The organism is Bradyrhizobium sp. TM102, assembly GCF_009176685.1.
GTDB classification, from domain to species: domain Bacteria; phylum Pseudomonadota; class Alphaproteobacteria; order Rhizobiales; family Xanthobacteraceae; genus Bradyrhizobium; species Bradyrhizobium ottawaense.
Genome location: NZ_AP021855.1, coordinates 2,877,475 through 2,900,452, shown reverse-complemented (window position 1 = coordinate 2,900,452; position 22,978 = coordinate 2,877,475). Strand labels below are relative to the sequence as shown.

The following is a 22,978-nucleotide window of genomic DNA, read 5'->3' as shown; positions in this document are numbered from 1 at the left end:
GGGCAACTTCACTTAAACAATAAACAGGAGGAACCGACCCATGACGATGAAATCCCTTTTGAGCACCGCATCGCTCGCCGTCGCGATCGCCGCATTCTCGGCCGGCGCACAGGCGCAGATCGCGATCGGGCACCTCGCCGACTATTCCGGCGGCACCTCCGACGTCGGCACGCCCTATGGCCAGGCCGTCGCCGACACCTTCGCCTGGGTCAACAAGAACGGCGGCGTCGGCGGCAAGCAGCTCAACGTCGACACCAACGACTATGGCTACCAGGTGCCGCGCGCGATCGCGCTCTACAAGAAGTGGTCGGCGCCGGACAGCAAGGTCGCCGCGATCATGGGTTGGGGCACCGCCGACACCGAGGCGCTGACCGGCTTCCTCGCTCAGGACAAGATCCCCGACATGTCCGGCTCCTATGCTGCCGCCCTCACCGATCCCGAAGGCGTCAGCGGCAAGGCCAAGCCCGCTCCTTACAATTTCTTCTACGGCCCGAGCTATTCGGACTCGCTGCGCGCGATGCTGATGTGGGCGGCCGAGGACTGGAAGGCCAAAGGCAAGTCCGGCAAGCCGAAATTCGTGCACATGGGCGCCAACCATCCCTATCCGAACGCGCCGAAGGCCGCCGGTGAAGCGATGGCGCAGGAGCTCGGCTTCGAGGTGCTGCCGCCGCTGGTGTTCGCGCTCGCGCCGGGCGACTACAGCGCCCAGTGCCTGAGCCTGAAATCCTCGGGCGCCAACTACGCCTATCTCGGCAACACCGCGGCGTCCAACATCTCGGTGATGAAGGCGTGCAAGACCGCCGGCGTCGAGATCCAGTTCATGGGGAATGTCTGGGGCATGGACGAGAACGCCGCCAAGACGGCCGGAGATGCCGCTAACGGCGTCATCTTCCCCTTGCGCACCGCGGTGAGCTGGGGCGGCGACGCGCCCGGCATGAAGACGCTGATGGAGATCTCGAAGATGTCCGACGCCAGCGGCAAGGTCTACCGTCCCGTGCACTACGTCGCGGCGGTCTGCTCTGCGCTGTACATGAAGGAGGCGATCGACTGGGCTGCCAAGAACGGCGGCGCTACCGGAGACAACGTCGCCAAGGGCTTCTACCAGAAGAAGGATTGGGTGCCGGCCGGCATGGAAGGCGTCTGCAATCCCTCGACCTGGACCGACAAGGACCATCGCGGCACGCTGAAGGTCGATCTCTATCGCACCAAGGTTTCTGGCGCGACCGACGGCGACCTCAACGACCTCATGGCCAAGGGCACGATCAAGCTCGAGAAGGTCAAGACCGTCGAGCTGCCGCGCAAGCCGGAATTGCTGGGCTGGTGAGCGCCTGATCTGACCGTCGTTCCGGGGCGCCCCGAAGAGGCGAACTATGGTGCGCAATTGCGCACCTGAGAACCTCGAGATTCCGGGTTCGGTCCTGCGGACCGCCCCGGAATGACGGAAGAAGCTCTGACGACAGCGGAGAATGAAGACGCATGACCGACACCCTCGAAGCATCCCGCAGCAAGCCGACCGCCGTGCCGCCCGCCGCCCTGCTCGCAGTGCGCAACATCGAAGTGGTCTATGACGACGTCATCCTGGTGCTGCGCGGCCTCAGCCTCGACGTACCCAAGGGTGCGATCGTGGCGCTGCTGGGCGCCAACGGCGCCGGCAAATCGACGACGTTGAAGGCGATCTCGGGGCTGCTCAAGACCGAGGACGGCGAGGTTACACGCGGCGAAATCGTGTTCGATAATGAGCGGATCAACGGCATCGACCCCGACAAGATCGTCCGCCGCGGCATCTTCCAGGTGATGGAGGGCCGGCGCATCGTCGCCGACATGACCTCGCTGGAGAACCTCAAGCTCGGCGCCTTCACCCGCAGGGACCGCGAGGTCGATGCCGATCTCGACATGGTCTTCAACTATTTCCCGCGCCTGAAGGAACGCACCGGCCTTGCCGGCTATCTCTCCGGCGGCGAGCAGCAGATGCTCGCGATCGGCCGCGCGCTGATGGCGCGCCCGAAGATGATCCTGATGGACGAGCCGTCGATGGGCCTGTCGCCGCTGCTGGTGAAAGAGGTGTTCTCCATCATCCAGAAGATCAACCGCGACCTCGGCGTCACCATCCTCCTCGTCGAGCAGAACGCCCGCGCCGCGCTGTCGGTGGCGAGCCACGGCTACATCATGGAGCAGGGCAAGGTCGTGCTCGACGGCACCGCCGACGAATTGCGCGACAACGAGGACGTCAAGGAATTCTACCTCGGCGGGGCCGGCGACCAGCGCAAGAGCTTCAAGAACCTCAAGAGCTTCAAGCGGCGCAAGCGCTGGCTCTGAACTTTTAGGGTTCGAGCACCTGCTCCGCTTCCGTGACCGCGCAGAGAACATGATAGAACGACGACGCAGGAATGGTGTCGATCAGCGATTTGCCGTCGCGATCGAACTGGTCGTACCAGCCGCCCCTCACGGGATGGCTGAGATAATGCCGTTCGAGCCGCACCAGCGCCGCGCGCGCCTCGTCCGCCGCGCCCGCCTCGCCGGATTCGGCCTGCGCGATCCACGCCTTCGCGATCTCGGTCTGCGGCCACAGCCGGCGCGTGCTGCGGCGGATAGTGCCGATGTCATCGCCCTCGTCGACCAGGCAGCCCGTGGCCTCGTCGCGATAGCGCATCGAGGTCGCAAGCAACTCGGCACGCCGCTGACCGGTCGGGCATCCCGTGATGCGCTCGAACCCCTTCAGCAGCCAGACCCATTCCGCCTGGTGGCCGGGCTCGACGCTGACCGGCTCGATCTTCGACCAGTCTTCCTCGAAATACTCGGTCAGGATGCGCTTCTGCTTGTCGTAGAGATTGGCCAGGAACAGCGCGAAGAACTCGCCCGCACGGTTCTGGAACGACAGGTCGTGGGTCGCGTCGAAACACGCGATCATCGCCTCGAACAGATGCATGTGCGGGTTCTGCCGGCGCGGCAGCGACGCCGGAAGGCCTTCGTGCACGCCTCCATGCGGCGAGCGGAGATGGCTGTCGAGGAAAGCGAGCAGCGCGTCGATCTCGGCACGAACCTGCGCGTCCTGGTCGAGCGTGTAGACGGTCGCGAGCGCAAACAGGATGAAGGCGTGGTCGTAGGCATCGCGCCGGCCGTCCAGCACCGTCCCTTCCGGCGTCAGCCGGTGCACATAGCCCGGCCGGCCGTCGGGCGCTTTGGCTTTGCTGAGCAGATGCTCCAGCCCCTTCAGCGCGAAGGCGCGGCCCTCAGGGTACCAGCCCATTTGCGCGGCCTTCGCGTAGCAATAGATCTGCCGGGCCTGCACGAACACGCGCCGTGGCGCGGCCGCATCCGCGGCTCCGTCGCGGTGCAGCCGGTCGATGAAGCCGCCTGCGGCAGGATCCCAGCCGACGGTCGACCACAGCGGCAGCGCCTCCTCGATCATGCGGCGCTTCAGGCGCGCGACGACGTCCGTCGCCTCCTCCGCCGCAATGATTCCTTCGTCCGCCATCGCGTCCTCTCCAGGCCTCGCCGATCGCCGTCTGATACCCACGCCAGCGGCGGCGCGCAACGGATGCCAACACGGAAAGAACAGCCATGACCGCCCACTACGATGCCCGCGAGACGCGCGAACAAGCCGCCCGCGAGGCCGATCTGTTCTCCCGCCTGCCGGAGGTGCTGCGAGCCGCGATGGCCGCCCCGGCCTATGCCGAGCGGCTGAGAGGTCTCGATCCCGCCGCCGTGACCTCCCGGGAGGTGCTGGCGGGCCTGCCGGTATTGCGCAAGTCGGAACTGCCCGCCCTGCACAAGGCCTCGGCGCCCTTCGGAGGCTTCGTGGCGTCGGCGCCGGGGTCGTTTGCCCGCCTCTTCACCTCCCCAGGGCCCATTTTCGAACCGGAGGGGCGGCAGGCCGATCCCTGGCGCGGCGCAAGGGCGTTGTTCGCGGCCGGGTTCCGACCCGATGACATCGTCCTCAACACCTTCAGCTACCATCTCACCCCCGGCGGCTTCATTTTCGATGCCTCAGCGCGCGCGCTCGGCTGCGCCGTGATCCCGGCAGGGCCCGGCAACACCGAACAGCAATTCGAGCTGATCGAGGCCTACCGCCCGGTCGGTTACAGCGGCACGCCGGACTTCCTGAAGATATTGCTCGATGCCGCAGCGAGTTCGGGACGGGACGTCTCCTCGATCAAGCGCGCACTGGTTTCCGGGGCGGCGTTCCCGCCCTCGCTGCAGGCCGAGATCAAGGCGCGCGGCATCGATGCCTACCAGGCCTTCGGCACCGCCGATCTCGGCCTCATCGCGTTCGAGACCGAGGCGCGCGAGGGCATGGTCGTGAACGAGGATCTGATCATGGAGATCGTCAAGCCCGGCACCGGCGATCCCGTTGCGCCGGGCGACGTCGGCGAGATCGTGGTGACGTCGCTCGATCCGCACCATCCCTGGATCCGGCTCGCCCTCGGCGACCTCACCGCAGCGCTGCCGGGCCCAAGCAAGTGCGGCCGCACCAACATGCGCATCAAGGGTTGGATGGGCCGCGCCGACCAGACCACCAAGGTCAAGGGCATGTTCATCCGTCCAGAGCAGATCGCCGAGATCGGCAAGCGTCATTCTGCGCTCGGAAGACTGCGCCTCGTCGTCACACGGCAGGGCGAGACCGACGCAATGACGCTGAAGGCGGAAACGGCGGCCACGAGTGACGCCCTGCGCGAGGAAATTGCGACCAGCTTGCGCGCCGTGACGAAACTCGGCGGAAGCGTCGAGTTCGTCAATCCCGGCGCGCTGCCGAACGACGGCAAGGTGATCGCGGACGAGCGGTAAAGCATAACGCCGCCCCCCCAATTCCCTGCTAACAGGGAATTCTGCAGGGAAAACTCGGCGGCCGAGCCGCGCTCGGCGTTGAAGCGCGCCAGCAAGGGCCTTGAAGACACGGCGTTTGGGCACTGAAAGCGTCAAAACGGGATCAGGGAAATGTTCGGAGCCGATCAGGGAAGGCGGTGCCCCCGAACAGGGACCGCGAAGCGCGGAGAAGCGTTCAAACCCATCGCCGATGCGGAGATTTGAGCAGCTCAGAAGGATGCTCGAACCGCCCCAGCTCCACTTCCCAATGGCTGACTCCAAGCCCTCCACGGCGGCCTATCTCGATAGTTTTACCCGCACCGCCAATGACGCCCGGTAATCGATGTGGACGTGTTTTGGCTACCAACGATCGGGATCACGTTTGCCGCCTCGGCGCGAGTGATCGTAACGAGGACCGTAGCGCTACGGATTGAACGTTAAACGGCCGAACCTCACGTTTGATCTGGGGAGCCCTATTAGCATCCAGAGGGACAACATGCCCCATTGCGAATGGCTACAACCGAATGAACGCGATAACCGACGCTCGATTGCCGATGCCATGGATCTTCTGCACCAGCACGCCGCTTTCGAGGGAGGGCACACCGTAAAAATCCGGATCGGTGGCTTGCGACTTCCCTCACAACATATCGTCGGCTTGGTCGCCGTTTGTGCCGAGAACGCGGCGGCGGAGACAGCTTTCATCGTCACGCTCCCCACCTGCAAGACAGTTTGGGCCCGACGTCTCGGCCGCGAGGACCTCGAAGAGTTCGACATCTTTCAACTCGACGGAGCGACCGTCCATGGCAATGGCAATGTCGAGCTTGTCGATGGCACGCGGCTTCGCGCCGTTGAGCTCACACCGTCATTGCTTCCATATCACGTGACGGAGCTGGAGTGGTGTATCATCCGCCATACGATCGCATTCATGGGGGTTGAGTCGGAGTGCCGTTACCTGCTCCCCTCCGAGCGGTTCTGCTACGCGCTCGATTGCAGCGCGCTCCCGGCTCTCCAAGACCGCGCTCCCCTGTTAAAGCAGATCCGCGGCTACATTCTCGACCAAGACCCCGCACTTGAGGACCTCTCCGAACAAAAGATAGCGGACGCAATGTGCAAGTTCGGCATTCGGATACCGAGAACGCGCCGAACGCGACGCCTCGGATCGACCGCAGCAGCTTGAGGCGTTTTCTTGCCACAATTCGACTTGGATCACGCTTGATGCGCGAGATGCGAAAATGCTGAATATGACGAGCTTCATTCAACAAAATGGAGCTCCTCATGACCCTGGACCGCGCCACGATGGAGGCCGTCCACAAACTCCGGCCTGCCAAGCGCAAGACTCGCCCCTCCAAACAAGCATTAACCGCCTCGACTGACGCTCGCGCCCTGCCAAATCAGCTTGATTGGGGTGAAATACGGCTGCTGCCGATCCTGTCCCTGAAGCCCGCGAAAAGGAACGCGCGTACTCACTCCAAGAAGCAAATCAAGCAAGTCGCCAACTCGATCCTGCAGTTCGGCTGGACCTACCCGATTTTGGCGGACGCAGATCGGATCATCTGCGGCCATGCCCGCTGGGAGGCGGCCAAGCAGCTTGGACTGAAGGAGGTCCCCGTCTTGGTGATGCGCGGCCTTAGCGACGCAGCAAAGCGCGCACTGGCGCTCGCCGACAACAAGATTCCGGCGAATGCAGGCTGGGATCGCAAGCTGCTCGCCGAAGAACTCGGTGAACTCGCCTCGCTTCTCCCAGACTGCAATCTCAGCCTCGACATCACCGGGTTCGAGCCGGCCGAAATCGACGGGCTGATGCTCGATTTCGGCAACTCGGAGCACGATTCAGCGGACGCGTCCTGCGCGGTCGGCGAGCAGCCCATCAGCCGCAGGGGCGAGCTGTGGCAGCTTGGCGCGCATCGCGTGCTGTGCGGCGATGCCTGCGATCAGAGCGATTGGGCAAGGCTGATGGGGTCCGATCGGGCCCGCATGCTAATCGCCGATCCCCCTTACAATGTGCAGATTTCCAAAACGCTCGGCCGCGGCAAGATCAAGCACCGCGAATTTGCGGTTGCCTCCGGGGAAATGACGCCGGTCGAATTTACCGATTTTCTCACGCGCTGGATGCGACTTGCCGTCCAATACTCGCAGGACGGATCAATGCATTACATCTTCATGGATTTTCGACATCTCGGCGAGATGCACAGCGCCGGGCAAGCCGTCTTCGGCCAGCTGCAGAACCTGGTGGTCTGGAACAAAACCAATGCCGGCCAAGGCAGCTTTTACCGTTCCCAGCACGAACTGATCTTCCTCTACAAAAACGGCGATGGGCCGCATCTCAACAATGTTGAGCTGGGCCGCCATGGCCGCAACCGCTCCAACGTCTGGACCTATGCCGGCGTCAATACCTTCCGCAAGGATCGCCTCGATGATCTCACGGTGCATCCCACGGTGAAACCGGTCGCCTTGATTGCGGATGCAATCAAGGACTGCACGCGGCGGGGCGATCTCGTTCTCGATCCCTTCCTGGGATCGGGCACCACCCTGCTGGCGGCGGAGCGCGTCGGCCGCCGCGCTTATGGCCTGGAGATCGATCCGCTCTACGTCGACGTCGCAATCCGCCGCTGGCAGGACGTCACCAAGCGCGATGCCATCCTGGTCGCCACCGGCCAGACCTTCGACGAGGTGACCGCTGCGCGGTCCGGACCGGAGAGCAGCACATGAGCCGGCGCAAGCAATCAGGCCCGCCTACGGCCAAAGGAAATCAAGGCGATGGTGTTGGTTACGGCCGTCCCCCGCGCGAGCATCAGTTCAAGCCGGGGCAATCCGGCAACAAGAACGGCCGACCCAAGGGATCCAAAAACGAGGCGACCATCATCAACGAGATTCTCGACCGAAAAATCCCCATCCGTGACAACGGCAAGGCGCGGACGATCACCGTGCTCGAAGGCATCCTGACCAAAGCTGCCGAGGATGCGCTGAAAGGCAAGGACAAAGCGGCCGCCTTCCTTCTCAACCGCAAGCAGCAGGTCGAGTCCAGCGAACAGCCTGCAGCGCCGCAGCTCGACATCGATGATCGCAAGGTCTTGGATTTTTATAACGCACAGCTCTACGAGCAATTCAAAAAGCAAGGAGACTCCGAATGACTGCCCACGACTTCGCATTGTTGAGCACCATCTTGCGCGCTGACTTCGTCAGCTTTGTCTACCGCTGCTTTCTTCACCTCAATCCTGGCGCGCAATTCCTGCCCAATTGGCACATCCGGGCGATTGCCTATCAGCTCGATCGGGTGCGCCGCGGCGAGATCACCCGCTTGATCATCAACATGCCGCCGCGCTACCTCAAATCGATCACGGTGTCGGTGGCATTTTCGGCCTTCCTGCTTGGACACGCGCCAGGCCGCCGCATCATTTCCATCAGCTACGGCGATGACCTCTCGGCCAAACATGCCAGCGACTTCCGGTCGATCGTGCATGCCGAGTGGTACCGCCGCGCGTTTCCCAACATGCGCATCGCGCGCAGCACCGAAACCGAGCTGGTCACCACCCGGCGCGGTTCGCGCCGGACGACATCGGTCTCCGGGACGCTCACAGGGCTCGGCGGCGATCTCATCCTGATTGATGATCCGCAAAAGCCGATTGATGCGCAGTCGGAGGCGCGCAGAACCGGCATCAACCAGTGGGTGACCAATACGCTGATGTCGCGGCTCGACAACAAGCAGACCAGCGCGGTGATTGTGGTGATGCAGCGCGTTCATCTGGACGATCTGTCCGGGTTTTTGGCAAGTTCATCCGATGACTGGGAGGTGCTCAGCCTGCCCGCGATCGCCGAGACCGACGCCGCGATCCCGATCGGCCGGGAGCAATTTCACCTCAGGAAGGCCGGGGAGGCGCTGCATCAGTCCCATGAATCGATCGAGACGCTGCGCAAGCTGCGCCAAACGCTCGGGCCCGACGTGTTCGCCGCGCAGTACCAGCAGGCGCCGGTTCCGGCCGGCGGCGCCATGATCAAGCGAGACTGGCTGCGATATTACGACCAAGTCCCTTCAAGGGAGGTGCTGGGCTGCCGCATCATCCAGAGTTGGGATACCGCCGCCAAGAATGGCGCCCAAAATGACTGGTCGGTCTGTACGACGTGGCTGGTCGTTGACGGGAATTATTACCTGCTCGATCTTGTGCGAGGTCGGTTTGAATATCCGACCCTGCGCGACACCGCACTCGAGCTCGCCAGGCGCTTCAAGCCGCACGAGATCCTGGTCGAAGAAGCCTCCACCGGAATCGCGCTGGCGCAGGAGCTCGGCGAGAAGGGCGATTGCTTCGTCAATCCCATTAAGGTGAACCACGACAAGATCGGCCGGCTCTACGTCCAGCAGAGCAAATTCGCCGCCGGTCGGGTCTGGTTCCCCAGGAACGCGCCATTCCTGGCCGAGCTCGAGATGGAGCTATTGACCTTCCCGCAAAGCCGCCACGACGATCAAGTCGACAGCATCAGTCAGGCGCTTGCCTACGAGGACAATGGCTACGATTACACGCTGAGCTGGGTCTGATGGATGCCGCGAGGCGAGTCTCCGTCACCCAAATCGTGCAGCCCGAGCCGCAGGATGGTCGAGCTCGCGACCGGTCCAGACGTGAATATCAGCACGATCAGGGGGCTCAGCGCCCCCTTCGGCAAATGACGTTGACGTGGAGTTTGTCGCGACCGCCCAGGCGCTGGGCGTGATGCCGTGAAGCTGTTGCGGGAATCATTGTGGGCGCCAGCGCGTGGGTCGGCACCCAAGCAGCCCCACGCGCTAAACCCAGTCAGCGTGGACTCTTGAGGAGTTTCGCAGCAGCTCTGGAGCGACGCGGCCAATTTCCAGAACGAAGCCAAATGACCGCACCAACGTCACTCGAGCCTGAGCAAACGAAGCGCCCGCCTCTGCTGCACCAAAGCAGCCCGGTCGTAGCGCTCCAGGCCTTGAAGGCCTTTCAGATCTGCCGCCAGCGGGCCGGTCAAAAGCGCGCCTAACATCGCCTGCCGCAAGCTGCGGAGCCGCAGCAGCGCCAGCTTGGAGCGCGCCAGCGCCATCGCCGCATCGGGCGTGATCGGATGCCTGAGCCCCGAAGCAATCGCGACGGCAACATTCTCGATCTCGGCAGCATCGCCGATAGCACTCCGCGCCAACCCATGGCGCAGCGCATTTTGGCTGGACCTTGCCTTGCCGCCTGCCGTTTTTGGGCCGGTGCTGCGCTTGGCGTTGCTGCGATTGGCTTCGATTTGTCGAATTGACGCCATGTCCGAGGCCCTCGGCTGATGCTGATCTTGGCGACCGGAAGCTCGCTCCAACACATTGAGAGATCAAGGGTTTTCAGGCCCAAAGAACAGCAAATTCGCTGCAGAAAGGACTGGCATTCCCGCGCAAAAGGAGCGTTAATCACTAAACCGGCCGGCGGGCCCTTGGCCCCGGTCTCTCCCTCGCAGTGGCGGGGGTTTTGGTGGTGCGGCGGCAAGCCGCGTCAACCCAGGAGAGACCGGTGACCACGATTGCATCCGAGGGCGCCGCGGCGCCCCACTCCGTCATCACATTCAACCGCCACGACCGCCGCGCCTTCATCGGCGGCTCGGACGCCCGCATCATCATGGGCCAGGACCAGGACGAGCTCGAGCGCTTGTGGCGGGAAAAACGCGGCGAGATCGCGCCGCAAGATTTGTCGCGCAACCTGATCGTCCAGCTTGGCAGCGCCACCGAAGCGCTCAATCGCAGCTGGTACCAGAACGCCACCGGGCATGCGATCACCGACATCCAGAAGCGGGTGCGGCACCCCGTCCATGCCTGGATGGCGGCTACGCTGGACGGCATCGTCGCGCCGACCGGCGCGGTGTTCGAGGCCAAGTTCATGCTGCCCTGGGCCTTTACCGAAGAGGCGGCGGCCGACAAGCACATGGCGCAGCTGCAGCACAACATGTGGGTGGTCGCGGCGCGCGCGGCCGTGCTGTCGATCATCACCGGCGGCGGCAAATGGGTCGAGATCACCGTGCATGCCGACCCGCTCTACCAGCACCTGCTGCTGACCGCGGAAAAGAAGTTCTGGCGCTGCGTGCAGAGCGGCGAGCCGCCGCTGTTGTTCGGCATCGACACCCCGCGGCCGCGGCTTGCCGCCGTCAAGGTCGTCGACATGACCGCGTCCAATCTCTGGGCCGAATGCGCGGCGACCTATCTGCGCACCCGCGAGGCCCATGGCGAGCATGAGCTGGCCAAGACCGAGCTCAAGAAGCTGCTGCCGGAGGATGCCAAGGAGGCGTTTGGCCACGGCGTTCGCGCCAAGCGCTCCAAAGCCGGCGCCGTCAGCTTTGATCCGGTTGAGATGGAGGCCGTCCATGCACCAGGCCAGTGAGCATATCGGGGCGATCGCAGCGGCGCTGGCCCGCGCGCAAGCCGAACTGACCAACCCGGAAAAGACCCTGACCGCTCAGATCCGCTCCCCGTTCCTGCGCGATGACGACCGCACCTTTCGCTACGCCTCGCTGGCGAGCGGCCTCGACATCGTGCGCAAGACGCTGAGCCTGCAGGAGATCGCCACCATCCAGACCACCCGGGTCGAGGTAACCTCCGGCCACATCCATCTCACCACCCTGCTCGCCCACTCCTCCGGCGAATGGATCTCCTCGGACTGGCCGGTCTGCGCCGCACGGGACATCGAGGCGCCGCATCGCATGGGTGCGGCGCTCACCTACGCCCGACGCTACGCCCTGTTCGCGCTGGTCGGGATTGCCGGCGAGGATGATCTGGACGCCCCGGATACGGCCGCCGGTTCCCCTGCACCGCCGAACCTCAAGGCCTCGCCCGGCAAGGGCGCTCTCAACCGGGCCCCGGTGCTGCGGCCGGGCGAGTCCGCCGCACTCCGGGAGCAGCTGTTGCGCCAGCTCGAAGCGCTGCCTGCCAGCACCGATCTGCTCCGCTGGGCCATGGCGAGCCTCCCGCTCAAGAACAGCCTGCAGGAGCCGGATGCCCGGCACGTCGAGGCAGCTTACCAGGCCAAGCTTGAGGACGCTGGCCGTGCTCAGGCGGAGCAGGCGGCCGACTTGGCTGGCATGCCAAACCTGCCCGCAGCGCCTGCTGCTGACGCCGAGGCCGCGCTGCAACCCGCGCTCCCCGAGGCCGGGCTCGCCTATCCCAAGGAGCCGCCGCGCAAACGCAGCAAGGCGCACCTGTTGTTTGTTAGGGGGCAGCCCTGCCTGGTGTGCCGGCAAACCCCGTGCGATGCGCATCATCTGAAATTCGCTCAAGCCCGGGCGCTCGGCCGTAAGGTCAGCGATGAGTTCACTGTCCCGCTGTGCCGCGCGCATCACCAGGAGCTGCATCAGCACGGCAACGAACGGGCGTGGTGGGCGAACCTGCAGATCGCGCCGTTGCCGGTGGCACAGCAGTTGTGGGCGGCAAGCCCCGTCCACGATCCCGCCAACCTCGCCCTGAGCGCCGCGTCGCTTGCGGCAAACCTGGATTCGGAGGCCGCCGGATGAACGGTCTGTTCCAAACCGGGCGCGAGCTCACCGTCACCGAGCTGCCGGTCGAGTTTGAGTTCTTGGCGCCCCCGCCCCTGCTGCTGCCGGGCGAACAGCTCGAACACTACCAGGCGCTTCAGCAGGCGATCTTTGCCGACCTCGCGCCGCGGTCCGCCATCGAGTGGCTGCTCGCCATTGACGTCGCCGAGCTGTCCTGGGACATCCAGCGCTACCGCATGTTGCGGCATAAATTGCTCGAGACCTATCGCCAAAAAGCGGTTGAGGCGACGCTGCGGCGCATCGACATGGTCGGAATTGATCCCGAGTTCGAAGCGGAGGCCGAGACCTACACGCTACAAAATGCACTGAGCTGGCGGTGTGACCCCGTCGCTGCGTCCGAGATCGACGCGCGGCTTGCGACTTATGGCTTCGACCAACACGCCATCACCACCGAAGTCTACGTGCAGGCGCGCGAGGTCCTGGCCTTGTTCGAGGGGCTGCTCAACGCCGCACAAACCAAGCGCATGCTGCTCCTTCGCGAGATCAGGAATCAGCGCTTCCTCAGTGGACCGCCGCGCCAACCGCGCGTCTGAGGGAGACCGAGCCAGATCCCCGGCGCGACTGAGACCCGTGCAGAAGCCGGCGGCCCCAGCAAGCGGCGCATTGCGCATCTCGATCAACCGGGCCGGCACGATGCGGCTGCGTTGCTTGGCCGAATGGTCGCGACCGACCGCTAGAAACGAACCAACCCTTCGCAGGCGCAATAAGAGGGCGACACTCTTCCAACAGATCTTTCTTGAAGAGCTGAATCCTGAGGAGTTCTATGTCGCAGTAACCTGCGTCGGACGAGGTGGAAATGAGTAATGCGCTCATCGTTCACAAAGCCCATCTGCCCAAGTCGCTCCTCGGCGTACGGGCAGCTCAATATGTCCGCATGTCAACCGACCGGCAACAATACTCGATTCAAAATCAGGCCGCCGTCATCGCGGCGTATGCGCACGCCCATAACTTCACGCTAGTCCGCACCTACAAGGACGAGGGCGAAAGCGGGTTGTTGATCAAGAACAGGACTGGCCTGCTTCAATTGCTGGAGGATGTCGAGAGCAACCAAGCCGATTTTGGCCATCTCCTGGTCTACGACGTTAGCCGATGGGGCCGTTTCCAGGACGTTGACGAAAGCGCGCATTACGAGTTCGTTTGCAGACGCGCTGGCATCAAGGTGGCCTATTGTGCTGAGCAATTCGAAAACGACGGCAGCATGCTTGCGAGCATCGTCAAGAACATCAAGCGGGTGATGGCGGCCGAGTACAGCCGCGAGCTTTCAGCGAAAGTCTACGCCGGTCAATGTCGGTTTGCGCGGCTCGGCTATAAACCCTGCGGTCGTGCCGGCTACGCGCTGGTGCGAGAGCTCGTCGATGAAAAGATGCAAACCAGGCGTGTGATGAAGAAGGGGGAGCGAAAGTACATTCTCACTGACCACATTCGCATAAGACCCGGCGACCCGAAGGAAATCGCGGTCGTGAAATGGATATTCGAAAGATTCTTGGACGTCAGATCCGAGACGGTCATCGCTTGGGAGCTCAACCGGAAAGGGCTCGCCTCGAGCACAGGCGTGCCATGGACCCGCGCTGCGGTCGGCATTGTTCTTAGAAACGAGAGCTATATCGGAAACCTCGTCTTCAACCGAAAGTCTCAAAAGCTACGGCAGGCGGCAGTGAGGAATCCGCCTGAACAATGGATCAGAACCGAGGGCTGTATCGAACCCATCATTGATCGCGAGATCTTTTTCAGAGTCAAGAAGATCATCGAGGAACGCCGCGTTGATCTCTCCGAGCAGGAGATGCTTGTCCGGCTGCGCCGAACCCTACTCAAAGAAGGCCGTTTGACCCCGGCCATCATCGATCGAACACCGGGATTGCCCTGCTCGGCGACCTGTCAAATACACTTTGGCAGTTTTCGAAACCTCTATCGATTGCTCGGTTACACACCGAAGCGGAATTACGAATATCTCGACGCTCGTCCTCTCTGGTCCGAGTTGAGGTCAAAGCTTGTCCAACAGGTCGCCGCCGCGATTAGGGCGGCAGGCGGGCGCATTGGTTCGGGCGGCTGGAGCGATTGCCTGCGGGTGGACGGGACCGCCTGTCTCTCCGTTAGGGCGGCCCGCTGGACCCCTGGTCGAAAGCCAAGCCATGCCCCCCACTGGAGCATTCAGCGCGAGACGTGCCTCCCTGACGGCTGGATTGCCGCTATCCGGCTAGCCGAGCACAACACAACCGTACTCGATTACGTATTGTTGCCGACCGACGGCAAAGTAAGGCGCACGATCCGCTTTTCCGAATCATCGCGAGCGCGGCGGGGAATTGCGAGCTTCAAGACGATCGATGGCCTCGTTCACGCCATCACCCGACGACTAACAAAGCCGGATCCAGCCTCCCGCGCCACGCAGAAGCCAAGGAGCAAGCGGCCGAAAGCACCTCATCTCAAAACCAGCAACATCCACCGACGACGTCGACGTCCGGCAAACCGCTTTTAAGAACTTGTGCCGACGCTCAGGGTCAGCTTTGATGCTCGCATTTAGGATATGCCCCCTATGAGTGTCCACTATGAGTGTTAAGTCGATTGTCGCGAAAATCCTAAGGGACGAACTCACCTCTTTGGGCATCCGGTCGCTGACTGTCCAGGAGTCGGAGAGGATCGCTGCTCGCATCTTCGAGCGGATCACTGAGCTCGAATTGGAGCTTGCCGCTCGTGATTTCGCCGCCGTAGGCCCAGATCGCGACTAGCCTCTTCTCGAGGTGCTGCTTCGACGAGCGGCCACGCAAGTATTGGGCGCCACCGAGCCGGCCCGACCTCCGTCGGCAAGTTGCAGAGCGCGGATCGCGTCAGGCTCGAAAGGGCGGGTGGTACCGACCGGGCTGCTGCCGGGTCAGCAATCTCAGCTTCGGCTGCTGTAAACCACAACGCCGTCGTCGCCGGCCGCAGACCGTGCATGGATGAGCAAAAAACGGGCAAGCCCCCCGTTTAACACTGGCAAGCCGCCGTGCTAGGGACAGCAGGCGACCACCACGCGGTCGCAATCTCAGTTAACTCCCGCCGGCTCCCAAGTCGGCGGGTTTTTCTATGAACCTTAAGACCGATGAGACGCCGATCCGGACTGGCGGGACATTAACTTGGCTTTAACACCCGTTGTGCAGCGGCGCCGGCTCATATAGATAAGGCCTTCAGCGTCAGTTGCGTTTGAGAGTCATGATTACGTACAAACAGTACCACATTGATCGATTTGAGCACGGCCAGCGGGGCTGGGTTGCCCGCATCACGCGGGCGGATGGCCAGAACATCCGCACCATCCTGCCGGCTTCTGAACATCCCTACCTTGATACGAAGCCCACCGCTTCCGCAGAGGAAGCCGAGAAGCTCGCCAAGGAAGGCATCGACTTCGGCGGGGTGGTTTAACGGGCCCCTCATCAGCACGTCTGCACCTTGCAGCGATCTCGCCGCAGTCAAATCGCTCGCGTGGTCGTGAGGTGCATCGCTCTTTGATTGAGAGAGCGCGGATTGTGAATCATGCACCGCCAACGGCCAATTGTTTTCCAGCCGATCACCTGCGGCTTATAGCGAGATACCCCGCTTCCCCAGCCACGCCAGCGCGGCGGAGCAAACGGCTGAAAGCAGAGCGGTCCAAAACCAGGACCGTCCACGGGCGGCACTGATCGAACGCAGATATAAGAAAGCTCCAAGAAGCTTCCCGTAGTTCCTTCGGAATTCTCCGTTAAGCTTGGCTAGTTCCGGCAGATCGGACAAAGCCTTGCATTCGTCGGCCATTGGCTGGGCTCCATTAGCGGCTGGACCAGCACCTCATAAACCACTGTTTTGCCCGACAGAGCAAGCGAAATTTCGGTTTTTTCGATGCACGCCGTTTGGCGACCACTGACCCTCGTAGGCCGGTTGTCTAGCGATATGCCGACGTAAGTCACAGGGGCGCCTACCTCAGACTGGAATCCGGCCAGCGAGGAACTTCATCCGCGGGCCGGGATCGACGGAGATGCTGCCGCGCCATAGCGTAGAGCATAAAAAGGCCGATGGTGATGGCGACGGCCAGCAGTGGGAAAATGTAGTTCATGCACGCTCCAAGGCTTTGAAAATATTATTAGCAGCAGAATGCGAGCTGTCCAAATTGGACGAGATTTCCCGGGTTGCCCGCGCATTTTGAGTCCGCCTCGACGCTCCCGACCCGCTTGTGATCTCATACCTCGTGCCGCTACAAGCGTTTGAGCCCAAGTCGACAGCAATCTCATTTCCTTCGTTCAGCGCCCTCGACCCCGACCAGGATCAGACCTAGCCCGAGGAGTTCGCGGGATTTTCTTGACTCCTGAGTTAAGTCAGATCTTGAAGTGCAGCTTCCAAATTCGCGCCCTTGAGCTCCCGGGCAAAAGCTGCATCGAGCCCAGTAAAACCAGGACCAACGGTTTAGACCATGCCGATAAGCGTTGCGGCTTGCTATTGCTTTCCCAGCGAGCCGGTACTGTTCGCTGCATTTGCGCGATTGGCTTCGATTTGTCGCTTTGGCGCCAACTTTCTCCCGGATTTCAGCAGCTTGCGATCGATCCGTCGATTGCGAAATAACGGCATCAATCTTTCGTTCCCGAACCTCTGCGGTGCGGCAGTATTTGAGGCGGGGGACCGGGGGACCACTCCGTTAACAGCCGGCCGATAAACGAATGGAGGTTTGACCCATCAAATAGGTAGGCCGCGATGCCAGCCGCTTGCGCCGCATCAAGATCACTCTGCTTGTCGCCGATCATGAAGCTAGCATCGATATCAACTGGGTACCGCTCAAGCAGGGCTCTGATCATCCCCGGCTGCGGCTTACGACAGTTGCAGAGGAGACGGTAACGCTCAATGAGGCCATCGGGGTGATGTGGACAAAATTCGAACGCATCGATATGCGCGCCAAAGCTTTCAAGCTCACGCGACATCCATTCGTGCAAATTGCGAACATGCCGCTCCTCGTAAAATCCCCTCGCAACTCCTGATTGGTTCGTCACGACGAATGCGAGATAACCGGCATCATTGACCGCTTTGACGGCCTCTTGGGCTCCGTCAACCCATCGGATCTTGTCCGGGTCAAAAGCATAGCCGTCGTCCTCATTGAGGACGCCATCACGATCAAAAAACACTGCCGGACGCTTCAAAGCTCAGTGGTCCAAGTTGTAGGAGATATCCTCCGATCTTCTGACAATGACTACTTTATTTCAATATGTCGCAACGGTCCGACCGGTGCTCTTTATACACCTTAACAGCTGCTCTTTGCTGCTCATGCGAAAATTGGGTGAGTTTTGTCACTTTGGAACTAAGCAGCCTGGTCGTCCTTTGCCCAAAGCGCGTGAAAGCAAGGAGCCATTCTCTCCCGTTAAATCGAGCAACAATGCTGCTGCAGAAAGGACTGGCCTTCATCGGTGATTGGAGCGGTACTGAGTCGACAGGGCGCCTACGTCGATCATTGCGCCGGTATCCCGCCTCGCGGACGCGGGCTTTAGGCATTCGGCCGCGGCCCTAACAATACATGTGGTGACAGCCGCCCGCAGCTCGGTGCTCTCCCGGTGGCGGCATATGGGGCGAGAACAAGATCCACGCTGATCCGCTCTATCAGCCCTCCTGCTCACGACCGAAAAGCAGTTCTGGCGCTCTGTCCAGAGCGGCGAGCCGCCCATCCTCTCCAATTCGAGACGACCTGTCCGCGCCCGGAAGCTGTCAAGGTCGCGATATGTCGACCTTTAACCAGCGGCGACCTAGGTGGTGACGCGAGAGTCCCATAGCGGACACGAGGCTGCCAAGGCCGATCTGAAAAAGCTGATGCCGGAGGATGCACGTCGACAAGGTCGGCCTCGCCTTCCCCAAAGAGCCCGCCGCGGAAACGAAGCAAGGATACCTCGCCTTTATTCGGACCCAGGGTTGCCTTTACCAGAAGACCCCCGCTGATGCACATCACTTGAAGTTCGCTCAACCACGGCCCCTGGGACGACCTGATGGAGCAATATGCAGATCTCGCCTCTTCTGATCGTTGGGGTGCGAGTCCCGTCCATCCAACGAACGGAGCGGCCAGTTGGGGCACAGTCGTCGCATCCCTATGACGCGAGGTCAATGAATGGTTTGTCAGCCTCTATCGCAGTAGCCGAACGTCTTGCCTCCTCAGTTTGAGGCGCCATGTCCACCGCCGCATTTTCTGCCCAGAGAGCACCAACCACGCCGAACTCGCATGGCAGATGCAACACTATCGAGTACTGCGTCATAAGCTCCTGAATACCTACGGCCAAAAGGCTATTGAGATGACCCATCCCCGCTTCGATCTTGCGGGCACGCCCACCTCCAGGATGTGGCTGAAATCTACACCATCCATAACGCGATGGATTGGCAACTAGATGCGTCTGCTGCGATCGATCTTGAAGCCCGTCTTCGACCGTATGGCTTCGCTCATCATGGGATTAGCATGGAAGTCCACGTTCAGGCGCGCGAAACTCGTTCGTTATTCGAAGCGCTCCTAAAACGGCACACAGTTTCGACGCCTAATGCTGCTGAGAGAGATGAACAATCTTCGCCGAAACTGCAAACCTCTGCTCGTAACTGAGATGAGTCGGAGGGGAGTAAAGCTGGCCCCTCGGCTGCTATTCCAGGTCGCAATACAACGTGCCTGGCTCTTCGTGTTGGAACCCGCTTTTGCTCCTCATCGGGACGCCCTTGTCCTTAGTTGATGCGGGATCATCTTGTTGAATAAGAGATGACCACGAATTATTTGAGTTGTGAGAATGTGTCTCAACGCGCAGATGCGTCGCACGACACGGCAGAATCTGTAGCAGTCAGCATTTGCCAACGAGGATGGAACATGATGCCCGATAGAGTGCTCGTAACCGGAGCGAACGGTTTTATCGGTCGTCATGTTACACCCACTTTGGAGCGCGAAGGATGGTCGGTCCGGCGTGCTGTCCTTCACTCCGAGGGCATAGACAATGAAGTTGTGATCGAATCCATCGGACCCAACACCGATTGGTCAGCCGCACTCGAAGGTATCGATTGCGTTGTGCATCTCGCCGCCCGTGTACATCACAAGTACGAGGAGCATGCGGTCCAACTTTACCACGATGTCAACACTGCAGGCACGTTGCACCTGGCGCGCCGTGCTGCGATGGCGGGAGTGCACCACTTCATCTTCGTCAGCACAGTTCTTGTGCATGGCCGCAGCAATGATGGCCGTGCGCCTTTTAGCGAGGTTGATCTCCCCACACCGCAAGGGCTCTACGGCAAGTCCAAGGCGGCGGCGGAAGCTGGGCTAAGGGCGCTGGCGCGCGAAAGCGCCATGAAGATATCGGTGATCAGGCCGCCGCTCGTCTATGGTGCGGGTGCGAAGGGTAATTTTGCGCTGCTCACGCGAGCCGTTAATTTGGGTCTGCCATTGCCCTTTGCAGCGATCCAAAATCGTCGGGCCTTCCTCGCAGTGCAAAATCTCTCGTCCTTCATCTTTTATCGGCTGGCACATCCGGATCGTGAGGGCAACTTCGATATCTTTCTCATTGCCGATCACGAGCAGGTCTCGACTCCCGAATTCATTGAGCGCCTAGCAATGGCGTCCAACAAGAAACCACGGCTGCTTAGCGTACCGCCGAAGCTACTTTGCAGACTATTTGACCTGATCGGTCAGCAGGGTATCCAGGACAGCTTGATCGGGTCGCTTCAGCTCGATACCTCCAAAGCGATCGCCACGGGATGGCGACCGCAAGTTCCGCTCGACGAGGGTCTGCGGCTCGCCTTGCAAACCCAACGCTCATAGATGCCGCGCAGCGCGGCAATCAAACCAATCTAAGTTGGCCCAATATCTCCTCGGGTGATGACAATCCCAAACTGCGGGATGCATGCTTACCGGTTCCACTATTGGGCCATGAGCTGATAAGGTTCGCGGGTTAACAGGGCTTTGTAACAACTTCCCTGGAGAAACAACGTGCGTTTCGCTCACCATGGAACGTAGAAGGCGACAAAACCGACGGTTGCAACTAGCAACGCTATCCAGAGCAAAGCCCTGATGGATGCCCAAACGCTTCCTGCCTGGCTTCTTAGATCTTTCGCATTTCGCCGGGACACTAGACCATTCACTCCATTCCCTCACTAAGCTAGCTGCTTGCTGCGACTGCTAGAGCATGCGGGCAGTCCCTTCGGTGTCAAGGTGTGGGATGTAGTTTCTCGATGATTGCGTTCTGTTCAACTCTGTCGAGGCTCCGCGCTTGTTCCAGGCCGATCATCTGCATACGTCGAACTATTATGTGCCCGGTTCGATGTGACTAGGCCGAAGCGCTGATGAGTTCGGTTGTGATTTGGACCTGCTAGCGATTCACCGCGAAATAGTTGCGAGCAACTCCAGGCATGCAACTGACTCGATCAACGACTACAAGCTGGTGGAGTATGTCAACGAATATTCCTGGTAGACTTGCCGTAACCCGTGTTCGAGCGGCGTCTTGGCGCGCCAGCCGAGCTCGGCGAGCCGGCTAATGTCGAGTAGCTTGCGCGGTGTGCCATCGGGTCGCGAGGTGTCAAACCTAATCTCGCCTTGATAGCCCACGACCGCCGCCACAACGCGCGCGAACTCAGCTATCGTGATGTCTTCACCAGAGCCGATATTGATCAAGTTTGATCCGGAATAGACTCTAATGAGATGTACACAGGCATCCGCCATGTCATCTACATGGAGGAATTCGCGCCTCGGCTTGCCAGTTCCCCAAACTGCTACGCATTCTGCGTGCGCGAGTTTTGCTTCGTGAAAGCGGCGGATCAGCGCGGCGACCACATGGCTGAGTTCAGGATGATAATTATCACCGGGGCCGTACAGATTGGTCGGCATCACGCTGATGAAGTCGCTGTTGTACTGTCTGCGATAGGCCTCCACCATCTTGATTCCTGCGAGCTTGGCGATCGCATAAGGTTCGTTGGTTGGCTCCAGCGGACCTGTGAGAATGGAGTCCTCGCGCAGCGGCTGTGGCGCCAGCTTCGGATAGATGCAGGACGACCCAAGAAACATAAGCTTCTCAATGCCGTTCATATGGGCAGCATGGATTACGTTGGCCGCGATCGCGATATTCTCGTAAATGAACTCGGCACGCAGCGTATTGTTGGCGACGATACCGCCGACCTTTGCCGCGGCTAGGAAAACTACCTGCGGTCGTGTCTTGGCGAACCAGTCGAATACGGCGGCCTGGTTGCAGAGATCGACCTCGCACCGATCTGCCGTGACGAGTTCGACGTCCTCCCGCGCCAGCCGACGCACGAGGGCGCTGCCAACCATCCCGCGGTGGCCGGCGACGAAGACCTTCTTACCCTTCAGCTCAAAAGCTGCGCTTACCATTGCCTGCGTCTCGTTTCGCCTCGGCGAGATCACTCGTCATCATCTCTTCGACTAGTTGGGCAAAGCTCCGCTTCGGTTTCCAGCCGAGCACATGGCGCGCCTTGCTGGCATCGCCGACGAGAAGATCCACCTCGGTGGGCCGGAAATAGGTTGGATCGACTTTCACGACAGTCTTGCCGCTAATAGTATCCACGCCGATTTCCTCGACGCCCGCACCGCGCCATTCGATGCGTCGGCCGACTTTGGCAAATGCAAGCTCGACCAACTCTCGTACCGAATGCATTTCGCCAGTGGCGAGCACAAAATCATCAGGCTTGTCAGTTTGGAGGATCATGTGCATGCCCTCGACATAGTCCCTAGCGTGCCCCCAGTCGCGCTTTGCTTCGAGATTGCCTAGATAAAGCGCGTCCTCTAGCCCGATCTCAATGCGAGCGACGCCACGAGTTATTTTGCGGGTAACGAACGTCTCGCCGCGAATTGGGCTCTCATGGTTGAACAGAATGCCGTTGGACGCGAACATGCCATAGGCTTCTCGGTAATTCACCGTGATCCAGTAACCATAGAGCTTGGCGACGCCGTAAGGAGACCGCGGATAGAACGGCGTCGTCTCCTTCTGCGGGATCTCCTGTACGAGACCGTAGAGCTCGGAGGTCGAGGCTTGGTAGAATCGTGTGTCCTTCTCCATACCAAGGATACGGATCGCTTCCAGCAAACGCAGCACGCCAACTGCGTCCGCGTTGGCGGTGTATTCGGGACTCTCGAAGCTGACGCCGACGTGACTTTGAGCTGCAAGGTTATAGATCTCCGTCGGTCGGATCTGCTGCACCAGACGGATCAGATTAGTCGAGTCCGTCATGTCGCCGTAATGCATCAGGAATGGTACGTCGCCGACATGCGGATCCTGGTAGAGATGATCGACGCGTGCAGTGTTGAATGAGGACGAGCGCCGCTTGATTCCGTGGACGATATAGCCAAGCGACAGCAAATGCTCGGCGAGATAGGCGCCGTCCTGACCCGTCACGCCGGTGATGAGAGCGACACGTTGAGTCATGACCGACCTTGTTCCCACAGGTTCGAATTGATGGATCAGGGGGCCAAACGAAGCGCATTTCCCCGTGCCTCTTCTTTGGCCATATCATCCAGCGCCGTCAACCCCGGCAAACGGCCTGCAAACTGGGCTGCCGGAAGCGCGGGGACGGATTTGACCTGGAACACAATCGTGGTACTGAGCGCTCAGGCGGTTGGCCGCCGCGACGATTTCGCCCCCTAACAAAGATACAAGCTTCGAGCCTAAATGCCCCGCGACAGAGAGAGCCCAGCGAT

General features: G+C 61.0%; 19 protein-coding genes. 14 read left to right on the top strand and 5 right to left on the bottom strand.

From position 1 onward, the window contains the following. Nucleotides 1-40: 40 nt before the first annotated feature. Both GDN70_RS13650 and GDN70_RS13645 read left to right on the top strand, forming a co-directional pair. The gene (locus GDN70_RS13650) at nt 41-1,324 is read left to right on the top strand and encodes an ABC transporter substrate-binding protein (protein WP_028143366.1); all 1,284 of its coding nucleotides are present in this window, start codon (nt 41-43) and stop codon (nt 1,322-1,324) included. Between the two features lie 152 nt (nt 1,325-1,476). Beyond that, the gene (locus tag GDN70_RS13645; protein WP_028143367.1) at nt 1,477-2,316 is read left to right on the top strand and encodes an ABC transporter ATP-binding protein; all 840 of its coding nucleotides are present in this window, start codon (nt 1,477-1,479) and stop codon (nt 2,314-2,316) included. Between the two features lie 4 nt (nt 2,317-2,320). Here the strand turns inward: GDN70_RS13645 and GDN70_RS13640 are convergent, their stop codons facing one another. Beyond that, on the bottom strand, nt 2,321-3,475 hold the full coding sequence (locus tag GDN70_RS13640; protein WP_173015802.1) for an AGE family epimerase/isomerase: 1,155 nt from the start codon (nt 3,473-3,475) through the stop codon (nt 2,321-2,323). Nucleotides 3,476-3,561: 86 nt separating this feature from the next. Between GDN70_RS13640 and GDN70_RS13635 the strand changes: the two genes are divergently transcribed. The 5 genes from GDN70_RS13635 (at nt 3,562) to terL (ending at nt 9,334) form a co-directional block, all read left to right on the top strand. Then, nucleotides 3,562-4,785 carry a phenylacetate--CoA ligase family protein gene (locus GDN70_RS13635; RefSeq protein ID WP_152102662.1) on the top strand — a complete coding sequence of 408 codons (1,224 nt, stop codon included), beginning with the start codon at nt 3,562-3,564 and terminating at the stop codon, nt 4,783-4,785. A gap of 514 nt (nt 4,786-5,299) precedes the next feature. Next, entirely contained in the window at nt 5,300-5,980 is a 681-nt protein-coding gene (locus GDN70_RS13630; RefSeq protein ID WP_152102661.1) for a hypothetical protein, read from the top strand. Between the two features lie 98 nt (nt 5,981-6,078). Beyond that, nucleotides 6,079-7,512, top strand: coding sequence for a DNA methyltransferase (locus GDN70_RS13625; RefSeq protein WP_244625881.1), 1,434 nt, complete (start codon nt 6,079-6,081; stop codon nt 7,510-7,512). Beyond that, nucleotides 7,509-7,934, top strand: coding sequence for a DUF5681 domain-containing protein (locus GDN70_RS13620; protein WP_152102660.1), 426 nt, complete (start codon nt 7,509-7,511; stop codon nt 7,932-7,934). Before GDN70_RS13625 ends, GDN70_RS13620 begins: the two co-directional genes overlap by 4 nt. Further along, nucleotides 7,931-9,334 carry a phage terminase large subunit gene (gene terL, locus GDN70_RS13615; RefSeq protein WP_152102659.1) on the top strand — a complete coding sequence of 468 codons (1,404 nt, stop codon included), beginning with the start codon at nt 7,931-7,933 and terminating at the stop codon, nt 9,332-9,334. The genes GDN70_RS13620 and terL overlap by 4 nt, the downstream gene beginning before the upstream one ends. Nucleotides 9,335-9,672: 338 nt before the next feature. Here the strand turns inward: terL and GDN70_RS13610 are convergent, their stop codons facing one another. Further along, nucleotides 9,673-10,116 carry a hypothetical protein gene (locus GDN70_RS13610; RefSeq protein WP_244625880.1) on the bottom strand — a complete coding sequence of 148 codons (444 nt, stop codon included), beginning with the start codon at nt 10,114-10,116 and terminating at the stop codon, nt 9,673-9,675. Between the two features lie 194 nt (nt 10,117-10,310). Between GDN70_RS13610 and GDN70_RS13605 the strand changes: the two genes are divergently transcribed. From GDN70_RS13605 to GDN70_RS34925, 6 genes are all read left to right on the top strand, one after another. Continuing rightward, entirely contained in the window at nt 10,311-11,162 is an 852-nt protein-coding gene (locus tag GDN70_RS13605; protein ID WP_370093410.1) for a YqaJ viral recombinase family protein, read from the top strand. Then, entirely contained in the window at nt 11,146-12,288 is a 1,143-nt protein-coding gene (locus tag GDN70_RS13600; protein ID WP_152102657.1) for an ERF family protein, read from the top strand. Before GDN70_RS13605 ends, GDN70_RS13600 begins: the two co-directional genes overlap by 17 nt. Next, entirely contained in the window at nt 12,285-12,863 is a 579-nt protein-coding gene (locus GDN70_RS13595) for a hypothetical protein (RefSeq protein ID WP_152102656.1), read from the top strand. Before GDN70_RS13600 ends, GDN70_RS13595 begins: the two co-directional genes overlap by 4 nt. Before the next feature lie 263 nt (nt 12,864-13,126). Continuing rightward, nucleotides 13,127-14,803 carry a recombinase family protein gene (locus GDN70_RS13590; RefSeq protein ID WP_152102655.1) on the top strand — a complete coding sequence of 559 codons (1,677 nt, stop codon included), beginning with the start codon at nt 13,127-13,129 and terminating at the stop codon, nt 14,801-14,803. A gap of 713 nt (nt 14,804-15,516) precedes the next feature. Beyond that, entirely contained in the window at nt 15,517-15,723 is a 207-nt protein-coding gene (locus GDN70_RS13580; RefSeq protein WP_038947276.1) for a hypothetical protein, read from the top strand. A 589-nt stretch (nt 15,724-16,312) separates the two neighbouring features. Beyond that, nucleotides 16,313-16,480, top strand: a complete 168-nt coding sequence (locus tag GDN70_RS34925) for a hypothetical protein (protein ID WP_157158039.1) — start codon at nt 16,313-16,315, stop codon at nt 16,478-16,480. 418 nt (nt 16,481-16,898) lie between these two features. On the opposite strand, the gene GDN70_RS13570 is transcribed toward GDN70_RS34925, so the two are convergent. Then, nucleotides 16,899-17,462 carry an HAD-IIIA family hydrolase gene (locus tag GDN70_RS13570; protein WP_038947275.1) on the bottom strand — a complete coding sequence of 188 codons (564 nt, stop codon included), beginning with the start codon at nt 17,460-17,462 and terminating at the stop codon, nt 16,899-16,901. A 1,688-nt stretch (nt 17,463-19,150) separates the two neighbouring features. On the opposite strand from GDN70_RS13570, the gene GDN70_RS13560 reads away from it, so the two are divergent. Then, complete coding sequence (locus tag GDN70_RS13560; RefSeq protein ID WP_370093412.1) at nt 19,151-20,092, top strand: NAD-dependent epimerase/dehydratase family protein; 942 nt, start codon at nt 19,151-19,153, stop codon at nt 20,090-20,092. 609 nt (nt 20,093-20,701) lie between these two features. Here the strand turns inward: GDN70_RS13560 and GDN70_RS13555 are convergent. Together GDN70_RS13555 and gmd are read right to left on the bottom strand one after the other, a co-directional pair. Then, on the bottom strand, nt 20,702-21,655 hold the full coding sequence (locus GDN70_RS13555; RefSeq protein ID WP_038947272.1) for a GDP-L-fucose synthase: 954 nt from the start codon (nt 21,653-21,655) through the stop codon (nt 20,702-20,704). Next, nucleotides 21,636-22,706: a GDP-mannose 4,6-dehydratase gene (gene gmd / locus GDN70_RS13550; protein ID WP_038947271.1), complete on the bottom strand. Its 1,071-nt coding sequence runs from the start codon at nt 22,704-22,706 to the stop codon at nt 21,636-21,638. The genes GDN70_RS13555 and gmd overlap by 20 nt, the downstream gene beginning before the upstream one ends. Between the last annotated feature and the right edge of the window lie 272 nt (nt 22,707-22,978).